The sequence below is a fragment of the Bacillus sp. FSL K6-0069 genome (genome assembly GCF_038007785.1).
Classification (GTDB): domain Bacteria; phylum Bacillota; class Bacilli; order Bacillales; family Bacillaceae_G; genus Bacillus_A; species Bacillus_A mobilis.
In genome coordinates, this window is record NZ_JBBOXN010000001.1 from 4,312,947 (window position 1) to 4,326,643 (window position 13,697).

Here is a 13,697-nt window from a genome sequence, read left to right on the forward strand (position 1 = left end):
TCCCACTCCTTACTGGTTTGCTAGCTGTGGATCGATGAACGCTAATAATGCACTCACACCTACATAAGATAGACCTAAGAAAATAGCTAATGTTACATAAGTAGAGATTCTTTGTGAACGTGGAGATACTGTAATTCCCCAGCTGATGCAGAATGTCCATAGTCCATTTGCAAAGTGGAAAATTGTTGAAACAACACCGACTAAGTAGAATGCAAACATAGCTGGATTGTTTAAAATATCTGCCATCATATCATAGTTTACCTCTTTACCTAACATTGCTTGAATACGAGTTTCCCAGACGTGCCAAGAAATGAAAATCAGTGTAACGATACCTGAAATTCTTTGGAAGACGAACATCCAGTTACGGAAATAACCGTAAGAAACCGCATTGTTCTTAGCTGTAAATGCAATATATAAGCCATATATAGCATGGTACAGTATCGGTAAAAAGATGATGAAAATCTCTAGCGCGTACCGGAATGGAAGGAGCTCCATAAAGCCTGCAGCTTTGTTAAAAGCCTCTGCTCCTCGTGTTGCAAAGTTGTTTACAATTAAATGTTGCGTCAAAAAGACACCAACCGGGATGACCCCCATTAATGAGTGCCACTTACGAAACGTATACTCGCGGCCTTTCATGTCCCCATTACCCCCCTTGAATGTTTGACTGCTGTTTTCAGATTAGTTTACAACAATAATGTTTTTTCACTATTGGCATAAGAAAAACTGAAAAAATTATTCGAAATATTTCAGCATAATTTGATACCAAGTTCATTTTACTCCTATTTTTGTCGAAGCGTCAAGAAAACGTATACATAATTTGCATATAATTTGCCAATTCTTTTTTTCTTCTTATATATTCAGATTTTCCCAAAGAAAAATCTGTTTTTATAAATGAGAAATGTTATATAATAATCCCTATAGAAAGAGGGGAATATTGTGAGTAAAAATACAATCGATACAACATCTTTAGAAGATGTTTCATTGAACGCCTTCGCTTATGAATTGCTACGTGAAGAATTACTACCAGATTTAATCGGTAACGATTTAGATGGTATTTTATACTGGTCCGGTAGAAACCTTGCAAGAAAATATCCACTAGAAACAACTGAAGAAGTCATTCAGTTCTTCGAAAAAGCTGGCTGGGGCACTTTAAGCATTATTGAACATAAGCGTCGTGAAATGCAGTTCCAACTTAAAGGCACACTCATCGCTGAACGCCAAAAACAAAACAGACATTCTTCTTATCAATTAGAAGCTGGATTTATCGCTGAACAAATTCAAAAACAACGAAACGTCGTTGCAGAGTCCTATGAAGAAAAGAAAAAACGTTCAGACTCTATTACATTTCTTGTGAAATGGGATATAAAAGATCTCATCGAAGTGTAGCATTACCTACAGTCAACTAGACATATAAGTTTAGTTGACTTTTTTGTATTTTCATTCAGTTAGATTTATTTTAAATCTTCAGAAATTATACCAGAAAATAGAAGACGTTGTAAACTACAACGTCTTCTTATCCGCTAAATAAGTATAAATCGTTTCTGCGACATTTTTCGGCATACCCGCTTCGACAAATTCAGCTACAGAAGCTTCCTTCATCTTCTTTAATGAACCAAAATGTTTCAACAATACCTTTTTCCGTTTATCACCGATTCCTGGAATATCATCCAGTGCTGATTGAATAACAGATTTCCCGTGTAATTGACGATGAAATGTAATCGCAAATCGATGCACTTCATCTTGAATGCGCTGCAATAAATAAAATTCTTGGCTATTTCTCTCAAGCATCACAGGTTCAGGTGGGTCCCCAATAATTAAATGGGAGGTTTTATGTTTGTCATCTTTTACAAGACCTGCCATCGGAATATATAAACCGAGTTCATTTTCTAGAACATCACTTACAGCTGCCAGATGACCTTTTCCACCATCAATAATGATTAAATCTGGTAAAGGCAAACTCTCTTTCAGTGCCCTTGTATAACGGCGTCTTACAACTTCTCTCATAGACTCATAATCATCCGGTCCTTGAACCGTTTTAATTTTATATTTCCTGTATTCTTTCTTAGCTGGTTTCCCATCGATAAAAGCAATCATTGCAGAAACAGGATTCGTCCCTTGAATATTTGAGTTATCAAACGCCTCAATACGATAAGGTGTTTCAATCCCAAGCTGCTTCCCTAACTGATCTACCGCTTTAATCGTTCGCTCTTCATCACGTTCAATTAAGTAGAATTTCTCTTCAAGAGCAATCTTCGCATTTTTATTTGCTAATTCTACAAGATCTTTTTTCTTACCACGTTTCGGCTGTGTCGCTTCCACTTCTAAAAAGCGCTCTACTAACTCTGAGTCTATACTTCCTGGAACGACAACTTCCTTCGGCTTAAAATGACTACTGTTCTCATAAAATTGACCAATGAACGTTAAAAAGCCCTCTTCTGGTTCATCGTAGATCGGAAACATAGAAACGTCACGTTCAATTAGCTTTCCTTTTCGAACGAAGAAAACTTGAACACACATCCATCCTTTATCAACTGCATATCCAAACACATCACGATCCACTAAGTCACTCATGATCATCTTTTGTTTTTCCATAATCGCATCGATATGCGCAATTTGATCACGTAACTCTTTTGCACGTTCAAATTCTAGTTTCTCTGAAGCTTCATACATCTTTGTTTCTAATTCTGAACGAACTTCTTTATGTCCACCATTTAAAAACTTAATAATTTCATCTACAATTTCTTTGTTTTGTTCTTCCGTCACTTCTTTCACACACGGTGCTAAACATTGACCCATATGATAATATAAACAAACTTTATCAGGCATATTTGAGCACTTACGAAGCGGATACATACGATCTAGCAATTTTTTCGTTTCATGAGCTGATTGTGCATTCGGATAAGGGCCAAAATACTTTCCTTTATCCTTTTTTACGTTTCGTGTAATGAGTAATCGCGGCTGTTTCTCAGCTGTAATTTTAATAAAAGGATATGTTTTATCGTCTTTTAATTGAATATTATATTTTGGATCATGTTTTTTTATTAAATTTAACTCTAAAATGAGAGCCTCTAGATTTGAGGAGGTTACAATATATTCAAAATCTACAATTTCTCCTACAAGCCGAAGTGTTTTTCCATCATGTGAACCAGTAAAGTACGAGCGCACACGATTTTTAAGCACTTTTGCCTTTCCGACATATATAACCGTTCCTTGCTTATCTTTCATTAAATAACAACCAGGTTGATCTGGTAAAATAGCCAGCTTCTCTTTTAAATGTTCGTGCACTCGTCACCCTCCATTTCTACATGCTTAGCATTTTTATTTTCACATGAAAACATACTATGCCAAAACACCCAACATACGTTCTTTCATTGTAACGGAAAGGTGTAAAAAAAGAAAATAAAAAAAGCTGCCAAGTGGCAGCTCCTTTATTTTAGAAGTGTTTAGAAACTAATTCTACTAACGCTTCTTTCGGTTTGTAACCTAACGCTTGATCAACTACTTTACCGTCTTTTAATACGAAAAGAGCTGGAATGCTCATTACTTCGAATTGACGAGCAGTTTCTTGGTTTTCATCCACGTCTACTTTTACTACTTTTACTTTTTCGCCTAGTTCTGCATCAATTTCTTCTAATACAGGAGCGATCATTTTACAAGGTCCACACCATGGTGCCCAGAAATCTAATAATACAACACCTTCGCTAGTTTCAGATGCGAAGCTTTGGTCATTTGCGTTTACAATTGCCATTTTATTTCCTCCTTCAAGTATATTCTACCAAGAGTATATCATTAACTTATATACGTGGCGAATAATATGTATCGTTATGTATTGTAACAAAAAAGTGTTCCTTTATACTATATAAAAATACGGATTACATACTAAAAAGATGAGAGACAGGGGATCTCTCACCTTTTTCTATATATAGGGGTACTTCACTTGGAACTCAAGGGTACTCAAATCATGAATGTACTTTTAACTTTTTAAACTCTTCTGTTAAAAGAGGTAAGACTTCAAATAAATCGCCAACAATACCATAGTCAGCTACTTTGAAGATACTTGCTTCTGGATCTTTATTAATCGCAACGATTATTTTTGAGTTAGACATACCAGCTAAATGCTGAATCGCACCAGAAATACCGCATGCAATGTATAAGTCTGGCGTAACAACTTTACCAGTTTGACCAATTTGTAATGAGTAATCGCAATACTCAGCGTCACATGCACCACGAGATGCTCCAACAGCACCGCCTAGTACGTCAGCTAACTCTTTTAATGGCTTGAATCCTTCTTCACTCTTCACACCGCGTCCGCCAGCGATAATAACTTTCGCTTCAGAAAGATCAACACCTTCTGCAGTTTTACGGACGACATCTTGAATAATTGTACGTAGGTCTTTCACATCTACTGTAATAGAAGATACGTCACCACTGCGAGACTCATCTTTTTCAAGCGTTGCAATGTTATTTGGACGCACTGTCGCAAATAAGATACCGTCTGTTACAATCTTCTTCTCAAATGCTTTTCCAGAGTAGATTGGACGAGTGAAGATAACATTTCCACCTTCAACTTCTAAAGCAGTTACGTCAGAAACTAGACCAGCTTCAAGTTTCGCTGCTAATTTTGGTGATAAATCTTTACCAAGTGCTGTATGTCCAAATACAATACCCTCTGGCTTTTCTTCAGCATATACAGCTAAAAACGCTTGTGCATACCCATCAGATGTATATGATTTTAATTTATCATTTTCAACTGTCACAACGCGATCTGCACCGTAATGAATCAATTCATTTGCAAAAGAGGCAACGCTGTCTCCAACTAGAAGCCCTACTACTTCACCGCCTTCTGCAATTGTTTTTGCTGCTGCTACCGCTTCAAACGACACGTTACGTAGCGATCCATCACGAACTTCACCCATTACCAATACTTTACGAGCCATAGATTTTCCCTCCTGCATATATAATTTCGTATTTTATTAGATTACTTTCGCTTCTGTATGGAGCAACGATACAAGTTCTTTTACTTGATCTTGCAGCTCGCCTTGTAACACTTTTCCTGCATCTTTCTTAGGAGGCAAATAGATTTCAATTGTTTTTGTCTTTGCTTCCACATCATCTTCTTCTAAATCTAAATCATCTAATTCTACTTCTTCTAGTGGCTTTTTCTTCGCTTTCATAATACCTGGAAGCGATGGATAACGCGGTTCATTTAAACCTTGTTGTGCTGTTACTAAAACTGGTAATGAAGTTTCAATTACTTCCGTATCACCTTCAACATCACGCTCAATCTTCACATTTGTACCGTCAATTTCAAGTTTTGTAATTGTCGTTACGTATGGAATATTTAACGCTTCAGCTACACGTGGACCAACTTGTCCAGATGCACCATCAATTGCAACGTTCCCGCCTAAAATTAAATCTGCATCTTTATCTTTTAAATATTCAGCAAGTACTTTTGCTGTCGTGAACTGGTCACCATTTTCAACATCATCTTCAATATTAATTAATACCGCTTTATCGCAGCCCATCGCTAATGCCGTACGAAGTTCTTTCTCACTTTCTTCGCCACCGACTGTTACAACAGTAACTTCGCCACCTTGTGCGTCTCTTACTTGAATTGCTTCTTCAATCGCATATTCGTCGTAAGGGTTGATGATGAATTCCGCTTCGCCATCGTAAATTGCACCGTTTTGAATTACGATTTTTTCTTCTGTATCAAATGTTCGTTTCATGAGTACGTAGATGTTCATTCCATTTACCCCCTTGTTTTTCAGAAAGATTCTATCAATTTTAATTTTCTGTTAATTCATATTAAAAAAATAATTGAACTACCTGCCACTAAATGAAGGTTTACGCTTTTCTAAAAACGCTGCTACACCTTCTCTTCCATCTTCACCTGTAAATACTTCACCAAAGATTTGAGCTTCGCGTTGTACACCTTCATAATAATGAGACGATTTCGTCGTTTGCAATAACTCTAGTACAGCACGAGTCGTCGCTGGGCTTTTTCCAGCAATCTGTTTTGCAACTTTAAGCGTATCATCTAAAAATGTTTCTTCAGCAAAAACTCCATTAACCAGTCCCCATTTTAATGCTTCTGCACCAGTAATCGGTGTACTTGTTAACATCATTTCACAAGCTTTCGCTTTCCCAACATAACGTGGTAATCGCTGTGTACCTGCAAATCCAGGAATTAAGCCAAGTGTTAATTCAGGTAAACCAAGTTTTGCACTTTCAGTTGCAAAGCGCATGTGGCAAGACATAGCAAACTCAAGGCCGCCGCCAAGTGCCGCTCCATGAATTACCGCGATAACTGGTTTTGAACATTTTTCAACACGCTCAAACGTAACTTGTCCAAGCTGCGCTAATTCTGTCGCTTGCTTCGCTTCAGTAACAGATGTAAATTCTTTAATATCTGCTCCCGCCGAGAAGAAGCGCCCTTCACCGTGAATAACAACAACACGAATGTTATCATCCTTCTCCACTTGATCAATTAATTCAGTAACGTCATGCATAACTTGTGAAGACATCGCGTTAGCCGGCGCATGATTTAACGTCGCCACCGCGATATGATCTTCAACTCTTACAGATAGGAATTTCAACATGATCCCTCCCATTATTGACGATAACCACAAGCTGCAATAAGTAGCCCATGTACCGTTTTTGAAAGTGCGACCAGATCATACTTATGATCGCTCATTACCCAATTGGTCACAACTTCATCTACTGTTCCAAAGATCATTTGTCTTGCCACGCGAACATTTAAATCCGCTTGGAATTCACCTTGCTTTATACCTGTCTCTAAAATCTCATCCATAACTTGTAAGTAGCCTTTTAATACTTCATTTATTTTCAGGCGTAAGTCTTGATTGGACTGTCTTAGCTCTAATTGCGTAACGATAGCAAGAGGATCATTTTGTGACAACAGCAAGAAGTGCGTTTCTACCAACATGAACAATTTCGATACAGCGCTTTCAATTCCTGCTGTTTTTTGACGAATTGTTTCGACAAATTCTCCCATCTTCTCTTGGAATAAGGATATTAATATATCTTCTTTATTTTTAAAATATAAGTAAATCGTGCCATCAGCTACCCCAGCTTGCTTTGCTATTTTAGAAACTTGCGCTTGGTGGTACCCCTTCTCCGCAATCACAATGACTGCCGCATCAATAATTTGATTGTATTTCGGTCTATTTTTCTTCACTTTACTGTCCCCTTCAAGAAGATGACTGAATGAATAGTCATTCATATTCTTATAATACTGACTATTTAGAAAAGTGTCAATCCCATTTTTTCAAAAAGAAAGGGCCTTAGCCCGTTTGCTCATCCTCATTCTTTCTTTTCTCTTCATCTATTAGGACACGGCGTAAAATTTTTCCGACTGTCGTTTTCGGCAGTTCATCTCTAAACTCATATACTTTCGGCACTTTATAAGCCGCTAAATATTTACGCGCAAACTGGTTTAATTCTTCCTCAGAACACTCCGCACCTTCTTTTAACACAACAAATGCTTTAACTGTCTCTCCTCGGTACGGATCGGGAATCCCAATCGTCACTACTTCTTGCACCTTTTCATGCTCATATAATACTTCTTCTACTTCACGAGGATATACATTAAAGCCACTCGCAACAATCATATCTTTCTTACGATCTTTCACATAGAAAAATCCATCTTCATCCATGTAACCAACATCCCCTGTATGAAGCCACCCGTCTTGTAATACAGCTGCTGTTTCTTCTGGCTTATTCCAATACCCTTTCATAATCTGAGGACCTTTTACTACAATCTCACCAATTTCACCCGGAGGTAAAGCCTCTCCAGTTTCAAGTGACATAATGTTTGCCTCTGTATCTGGCCACGGCACACCAATACTTCCTGGCACGCGTTTTTCCCACAAAAAATTCCCGTGTGTAACTGGCGACGACTCCGTTAATCCATAACCTTCTACCAATTTGCCACCTGTAACTCTCTCAAACTCTTCCTGCACTTCTACAGGAAGCGGGGCAGATCCACTAATACAAGCCTCGATAGAGGAAATATCATATTCTTTTAAGAGGGGACTATTTAATAGAGCAATATAAATGGTTGGTGCCCCTGGAAATAGTGTGACTTTATGTTTTTTTATTGCTTCAAAAACCATCTTCATATCAAACTTCGGAATCAGCACCATTTTATACCCTTGCATAATACTTAAATTCATTACAGCTGTCATCCCATACACATGAAAGAACGGAAGAACACCAAGAATTACTTCTTCTCCTTCTTTACAATTATATAGCCAATGCGCTCCCATTAAAGTGTTCGAAACAAGGTTTTTATGCGTCAACATAACCCCTTTTGGAAATCCCGTTGTTCCCCCTGTATACTGCAAAAGAGCTAGATCATTTTCAGGATCACAAGGAACTTCAACATTAACATTACTTTCTCGTTCTACTGATTTCCATAGATGAATCGTTTCACTTTCCGACACATTCACAACAAGATTTGCCTGCTTTTTTTGTACAAATGGATAAAGTAAATTTTTAGGGAATGGTAAAAAGTCCGCAATACGGGTTACGATAATATGTTCAATTTTTGTAGCAGCTTGAACATTCGTTACTCTTGGAAACACTAAATCAAGACAAAGAATTACTTTTGCTCCCGAGTCATGAAGCTGGTATTCTAATTCTCTTTCTGTATATAGTGGATTTGTTTGTACTACGATACCTCCCGCAAGTAATGTACCATAATAACCAATTACAGATTGCGGACAGTTCGGCAACATAATAGCAACTCGATCCCCCTTTTCCACACCGAGCTTTTGAAGATAATTTGCAAATCTCTTCACCTTATCGTGGAAGTCTGAAAATGTAATATCCTTCCCTAAAAAGTGAAGCGCTTTCTTTTCTGGATAGCGAGAAGCCACCTGTTCCACGTATCCATGTAGCGGCTGAAGATCATAAGAAATCGTACTTGGAATTTCTTCTGGATAACTTTTCAACCATGGTTTTTCCACCTTCATTCCCCCTTCAAATACATAAAAAATAAATGAATGTTCATTCATGATGGTTGTTTTCATTATATTATAGTCGCCATAACGTTACAATCATAATATTCTGACTTTTATATAACTATGCTTCACTCCATTAACTTCTTATTATATGTATAAACTCTCCTAATCTATAAAAGAAGTAAGAGAGTTATTATTTAGCTTAATCTTATTATCGTTAACACAGCTCCTGGTGTAGTTGTTGATAATGTGGCAACAGCTAACAAACCAAATAGTTGCAAACTAATAGCATCCCCCGCTGCAAGAGTTGTAATGATTGTTGCGCTAAATGATGTAGTTGCTAACGCAGGAGAATTGATCGTGCCAGCAAGTGGTGTTCCATTAATTGTAATCCGTGAACTGACTAACAATGAAGCCGTTATATTAATCGTATATGAAATATAATAATTACCAGCATTTGCAACCGTAAATACTGTATTCCCTCCAGAAACAGTGATACCTGGGCCTATGTTTTGATTATTTGGAAGCGGGACATTCGTTCCACCTAGAAGTACCGATATCGCTGTTCCTGACGTATTATTTGCAAATGCATACGTCGCCGTGATACTTGTACCTGTTACTCCCGTAGGACCGGTCGCTCCTGTCGAACCCGTTGATCCTGTTATTCCTGTCGCTCCTGTTGGACCTGTTGCCCCTGTTGGACCCGTTGCTCCTGTTGGACCTGTTGCCCCTGTTACTCCCGTTATTCCCGTTGCTCCTGTTGGGCCTGTCGCTCCCGTTATTCCCGTTGCTCCCGTTGGACCCGTTGATCCTGTTGGACCCGTTGATCCTGTTGGACCCGTTGCTCCTGTTATCCCTGTCGCTCCTGTTGGACCTGTTGGACCTGTTGCTCCCGTTGCTCCTGTTATTCCCGTCGCTCCTGTTGGGCCTGTCGCTCCCGTTATTCCCGTTACTCCTGTTGGGCCTGTCGCTCCCGTTATTCCCGTTACTCCTGTTGGGCCTGTCGCTCCCGTTATTCCCGTTGCTCCTGTTGAGCCTGTCGCTCCCGTTATTCCTGTTGATCCTGTTGGACCTGTTACTCCCGTTATTCCTGTCACTCCTGTTGGACCTGTTGCACCTGTTGCACCTGTTATTCCCGTTGCTCCTGTTGGACCCGTTATTCCTGTCGCTCCCGTTGGACCCGTTATTCCTGTTGATCCTGTTGGACCCGTTGCCCCTGTTGCTCCTGTTGCTCCCGTTGCCCCTGTTATTCCCGTCGCTCCTGTTGCTCCTGTTATTCCCGTCGCTCCTGTTGGACCTGTTATTCCCGTTGCTCCTGTTGGACCTGTTATTCCCGTCGCTCCTGTTGCTCCCGTTGCTCCTGTTGGACCTGTTGCTCCCGTTGGACCTGTTGGACCCGTTGCTCCTGTTGGACCCGTCGGACCTGTTGGGCCCAGCTTAGGAACTGTCCCATCACAACTAAAACAGCATGAATCAACATGTACACCATTTTGATTATTACACCCACAATATCCATTTTGATTATTACTCCATGAATACATGTTGATCCCTTCCTTCAAATTCAATCTTTTAAGTATAAACAACAACTTAGAAAACGCTTATCAAATAACACGGAAAAACTTTACTCCATACATTCTAATAATTATTACATGCGATTCTCACTCCTTTTGCTTGTACTTTCGCCTTCTTGCTCAAACGAAATTCTTTTTCTCCATTCTGCATATACATATAAACTTCAATCCAATTGGTGCATTCATTGGAGGACTACTTACAGTTGAAATTGTCTTTTCTTTTCATGAAAATTAGGATTTAGCCCCACAGCCCTTTCTTTAATAAGAATCGTTATTTCAGCTCCCGACTCAGCGATAATTCAAATCTTTATCGTTAGCACAAACTTGAACGTTGCTGTACTTGAAGCACCTTATTTCTTATGGTTGATGAGGAAGAGTGGGAAGAAGATTAATTAAAAAAGAGGCTTCTTGTCAAAAGCCTACTTTTTTATTCGTTCTTATAGGGCAAAAGGAAACTATCTTTTTTTCACGAATGTAACTTATGAACATAACTAGGAGGGATAAATATGTACCAAACTATTGAAGGCTTCTTGCAATCATGGACATACGAAGCTGAGTCTACTCAAAAGATGCTCGATGCATTAACAGATGAGTCTTTATCACAAGAAATTGCACCTGGGCACTGGACGTTAGGCAGAGTTGCTTGGCATATCGTGACGGCAATGCCTGTTATGCTATCTGGCACAGGACTTAAGTTTGACGGAGAGACGAAAGATTATCCTGTACCAACTTCTGCAGCAACAATTGCATATGAGTATCGTAAAGTGAATGCGGCTTTTGTTGAAGCCCTTCAAGGTGCATGGACTGATAAAGACTTAGCTACTATTAATGACTTTTTTGGTCGTCCTATGCCGAATTCTATATTTTTAATGACACTCATCAATCATCAAAATCATCACCGCGGACAAATGACAGTTTTAATGCGACAAGCTGGCTTAACAGTTCCTGGCGTATATGTCCCAGCAAAAGAAGAGTGGGCTGCAGCTGACATGGAAGCTCCTAAAATGTAACTATAAAAAAAGACAAGGTGTTTACACATCTTGTCTTTTTCTGTAACTTGTTTCATGTGAAACTATTTTTTACTAAATGGTTGTTTTATGGAAAAGATAGGTTAAAATGAATACATATTATGAAGAGGAGCAACCAAATTGAATACAAAAAATAAAAAAATAGTTATGGGAACTATTTTACTACCTTCTATTATTGGGATTATTAGCGCATCTCTTTATTTCACAAGTTATGGCACCCCTTGGGGAAAACAAACAGCAGTTACGGAATCAAAAGAATATATTACAAAATACTTTAATCTAGATGCGGAAGTCAAAAAAACTTCTTACGATGCTAAAATGAATAGCTATGCAATCTCCTTTGAAACAAGTAAAGACGGAGAGTTTACTATCGAATATAAAAGTCCTAATAACTTTAATATCTCTCCAGGAGTGCAAGAGTATTTAAGCAAACACTCCAAATTTACAGAGTAGTAACGAAGCATACATATACAAAAAAGAGTTGGTGTAACGCCAACTCTTTTTTTCTTATTCTTGTCATACAGTTATATCTTCCTTCTCTATATTTTTAATTCCGTAACATGCAATCACAACTCCAATTGCTGCCAATGCTAGTTGAAGAGGAAGAAAAGTTGCTACAGAAAACGTAGTGCTATTCATTGCAATTGATACAACGATAAGGGATGAAACAATTGTAGTTGGCACTGAACGTTTACGCATTCCGAAATATAGTGGGATTAAACTTATTCCCGCAGTTGCGACGGCTAAAGGAACAAGATTTATCCCTTCTCGCATCAATTGATCTACTGTGAATGAATTAGGAAGAATTGAAAAATAGCTATCTATCCCAAAGAACACTCCTACTACTAAAATATTAGATAAAATAACTGTTATAAATGTTAATGCTGCTGTAATAACCAATTTACTAACCATCATTTTCTTTCGATTAATTGGATAAGAAAACATAAGTAGTATTGTTTTGTTTTTATATTCACCAATTATTAACCTTGCGATTAACACACTACCAAAAATAATAAATGTTGCTCTTACTAATGTACTAGCCATTAACAAAACCATCTGTGGATCTCTCATTTCTGGATCTCCTTCTATTTGAGAAACGATGCTCGTAAAGATCAGTAATGCCAGTATAGCGATATTTGCAATAATCGCTCCCCTCACATACCATCCAATCTTAAATTTCTTCAGTTCTAGCTTCATAAGACGTAGCATGATAGTCCTCCTTTCATTTACATTTTAGTCGATATAAATTACCCCTGTTTTACTTAAAATCTCCACTTTATTTTTTGCATCACCAATGGTTCCTGCTTTTACCTTTTCTGTATTTTTATCTTTCTTAAGTCCTTTTACATTCACCATTACGTCAGACGAATTACTTTTAGCCGTAAGTTTTAAAGATGTCGGAACACCTTTATACCATACGCCAATATCTCCTGATTTTGTTTCTACAAATAGTGATTTTCCTTCTTTCATATCTTTCAGTAATACTTCACCAGATGTTGAAGTGATGTTCATATTTTCGTTTTTTATATTTTTCACATAATTATCGCCAGTAGTAGAAGTTATATTTACTTCTTGTAACGAACTATCTTTTAACATTAAATCTCCACTTTCGGATGTGAATTCACCCTTATCTGCCGATAGTCCTACAACCATTTCATCTCCAGACTCACTTTTTGTCACAATATTTTTCACTTCTATATCCCTTATTTTCACATCACCCGATTTATTATTTAATACAATTTTATCTATTTCTTTCTTGGGAATAGCTATAGATATACTATTTTTCTTCCGAAACGTAAAACCATTAAAGAATCTGATCGCCTTTTGTTTTTGCTTAACTATAACTTTATTCCCTGCTTGTTCTATTTCGACAGGATCTACCTCTTTATCTACTCGTTGACCTTGAGCGGAAATTACTATTTTATTAGCGTCTGTACTTTTAAATTCAATATCCCAGTTTTCATTGTCCACTTCTATTTCTTTTATATCATTTATCTCAAAAGACTGTTCTTTCTTAAAATCTTTCCCCTGAAATGTCTTAAAACCAAAAATCACACTAGCAATTGTCAGAAATAAAATTGCAATTACTATTATTTTTTTCAACATTCATA

The 13,697-nt window shown here is 37.8% G+C and carries 14 protein-coding genes; 3 read left to right on the forward strand and 11 right to left on the reverse strand.

The genetic code is table 11. The features are described 5' to 3' along the window. Nucleotides 1-9: 9 nt before the first annotated feature. Nucleotides 10-636, reverse strand: coding sequence for a succinate dehydrogenase cytochrome B558 (gene sdhC / locus MHB74_RS22150; protein ID WP_000678354.1), 627 nt, complete (start codon nucleotides 634-636; stop codon nucleotides 10-12). Between the two features lie 300 nt (nucleotides 637-936). Here sdhC and MHB74_RS22155 point away from each other — a divergent pair, with 300 nt between their 5' ends. Continuing rightward, nucleotides 937-1,386: a YslB family protein gene (locus MHB74_RS22155; protein ID WP_000042227.1), complete on the forward strand. Its 450-nt coding sequence runs from the start codon at nucleotides 937-939 to the stop codon at nucleotides 1,384-1,386. 114 nt (nucleotides 1,387-1,500) lie between these two features. On the opposite strand, the gene uvrC is transcribed toward MHB74_RS22155, so the two are convergent. The 8 genes from uvrC to MHB74_RS22195 form a co-directional block, all read right to left on the reverse strand. Beyond that, nucleotides 1,501-3,285 (reverse strand): excinuclease ABC subunit C, encoded by a 1,785-nt coding sequence (uvrC, locus tag MHB74_RS22160; protein WP_061677093.1) that lies wholly within the window; start codon nucleotides 3,283-3,285, stop codon nucleotides 1,501-1,503. A gap of 148 nt (nucleotides 3,286-3,433) precedes the next feature. Next, on the reverse strand, nucleotides 3,434-3,748 hold the full coding sequence (gene trxA, locus MHB74_RS22165) for a thioredoxin (protein ID WP_001018946.1): 315 nt from the start codon (nucleotides 3,746-3,748) through the stop codon (nucleotides 3,434-3,436). A gap of 211 nt (nucleotides 3,749-3,959) precedes the next feature. Then, entirely contained in the window at nucleotides 3,960-4,937 is a 978-nt protein-coding gene (gene etfA / locus MHB74_RS22170) for an electron transfer flavoprotein subunit alpha (protein ID WP_061677092.1), read from the reverse strand. A gap of 36 nt (nucleotides 4,938-4,973) precedes the next feature. Next, nucleotides 4,974-5,747, reverse strand: a complete 774-nt coding sequence (gene etfB / locus MHB74_RS22175) for an electron transfer flavoprotein subunit beta (protein ID WP_061677091.1) — start codon at nucleotides 5,745-5,747, stop codon at nucleotides 4,974-4,976. A 78-nt stretch (nucleotides 5,748-5,825) separates the two neighbouring features. Continuing rightward, nucleotides 5,826-6,602 carry an enoyl-CoA hydratase gene (locus MHB74_RS22180; RefSeq protein ID WP_061677090.1) on the reverse strand — a complete coding sequence of 259 codons (777 nt, stop codon included), beginning with the start codon at nucleotides 6,600-6,602 and terminating at the stop codon, nucleotides 5,826-5,828. 11 nt (nucleotides 6,603-6,613) lie between these two features. Next, complete coding sequence (locus tag MHB74_RS22185; protein ID WP_081110171.1) at nucleotides 6,614-7,201, reverse strand: TetR/AcrR family transcriptional regulator; 588 nt, start codon at nucleotides 7,199-7,201, stop codon at nucleotides 6,614-6,616. Between the two features lie 106 nt (nucleotides 7,202-7,307). After that, on the reverse strand, nucleotides 7,308-8,993 hold the full coding sequence (locus MHB74_RS22190) for a long-chain-fatty-acid--CoA ligase (RefSeq protein ID WP_061677088.1): 1,686 nt from the start codon (nucleotides 8,991-8,993) through the stop codon (nucleotides 7,308-7,310). 191 nt (nucleotides 8,994-9,184) lie between these two features. Further along, the gene (locus MHB74_RS22195) at nucleotides 9,185-10,528 is read right to left on the reverse strand and encodes a BclA C-terminal domain-containing protein (RefSeq protein WP_061677087.1); all 1,344 of its coding nucleotides are present in this window, start codon (nucleotides 10,526-10,528) and stop codon (nucleotides 9,185-9,187) included. 536 nt (nucleotides 10,529-11,064) lie between these two features. Here MHB74_RS22195 and MHB74_RS22200 point away from each other — a divergent pair. Then, nucleotides 11,065-11,568, forward strand: coding sequence for a DinB family protein (locus MHB74_RS22200; RefSeq protein ID WP_061677086.1), 504 nt, complete (start codon nucleotides 11,065-11,067; stop codon nucleotides 11,566-11,568). Between the two features lie 138 nt (nucleotides 11,569-11,706). Beyond that, the gene (locus MHB74_RS22205) at nucleotides 11,707-12,039 is read left to right on the forward strand and encodes a YfjL-like protein (protein WP_061677085.1); all 333 of its coding nucleotides are present in this window, start codon (nucleotides 11,707-11,709) and stop codon (nucleotides 12,037-12,039) included. A gap of 63 nt (nucleotides 12,040-12,102) precedes the next feature. On the opposite strand, the gene MHB74_RS22210 is transcribed toward MHB74_RS22205, so the two are convergent. Together MHB74_RS22210 and MHB74_RS22215 are read right to left on the reverse strand one after the other, a co-directional pair. Further along, complete coding sequence (locus MHB74_RS22210) at nucleotides 12,103-12,795, reverse strand: ABC transporter permease (RefSeq protein WP_061677084.1); 693 nt, start codon at nucleotides 12,793-12,795, stop codon at nucleotides 12,103-12,105. A gap of 24 nt (nucleotides 12,796-12,819) precedes the next feature. Beyond that, complete coding sequence (locus MHB74_RS22215; RefSeq protein WP_061677083.1) at nucleotides 12,820-13,692, reverse strand: DUF4097 family beta strand repeat-containing protein; 873 nt, start codon at nucleotides 13,690-13,692, stop codon at nucleotides 12,820-12,822. Nucleotides 13,693-13,697: the final 5 nt, after the last annotated feature.

Excerpts from the sequence above, each read along its gene's own strand:
- sdhC (WP_000678354.1), bottom strand. The coding sequence starts at position 636 with ATGAAAGGCCGCGAGTATACGTTTCGTAAGTGGCACTCATTAATGGGG.
- trxA (WP_001018946.1), bottom strand. The coding sequence starts at position 3,748 with ATGGCAATTGTAAACGCAAATGACCAAAGCTTCGCATCTGAAACTAGC.
- etfA (WP_061677092.1), bottom strand. The coding sequence starts at position 4,937 with ATGGCTCGTAAAGTATTGGTAATGGGTGAAGTTCGTGATGGATCGCTA.
- etfB (WP_061677091.1), bottom strand. The coding sequence starts at position 5,747 with ATGAACATCTACGTACTCATGAAACGAACATTTGATACAGAAGAAAAA.
- MHB74_RS22180 (WP_061677090.1), bottom strand. The coding sequence starts at position 6,602 with ATGTTGAAATTCCTATCTGTAAGAGTTGAAGATCATATCGCGGTGGCG.
- MHB74_RS22195 (WP_061677087.1), bottom strand. The coding sequence starts at position 10,528 with ATGTATTCATGGAGTAATAATCAAAATGGATATTGTGGGTGTAATAAT.
- MHB74_RS22200 (WP_061677086.1), top strand. The coding sequence starts at position 11,065 with ATGTACCAAACTATTGAAGGCTTCTTGCAATCATGGACATACGAAGCT.
- MHB74_RS22210 (WP_061677084.1), bottom strand. The coding sequence starts at position 12,795 with ATGCTACGTCTTATGAAGCTAGAACTGAAGAAATTTAAGATTGGATGG.
- MHB74_RS22215 (WP_061677083.1), bottom strand. The coding sequence starts at position 13,692 with ATGTTGAAAAAAATAATAGTAATTGCAATTTTATTTCTGACAATTGCT.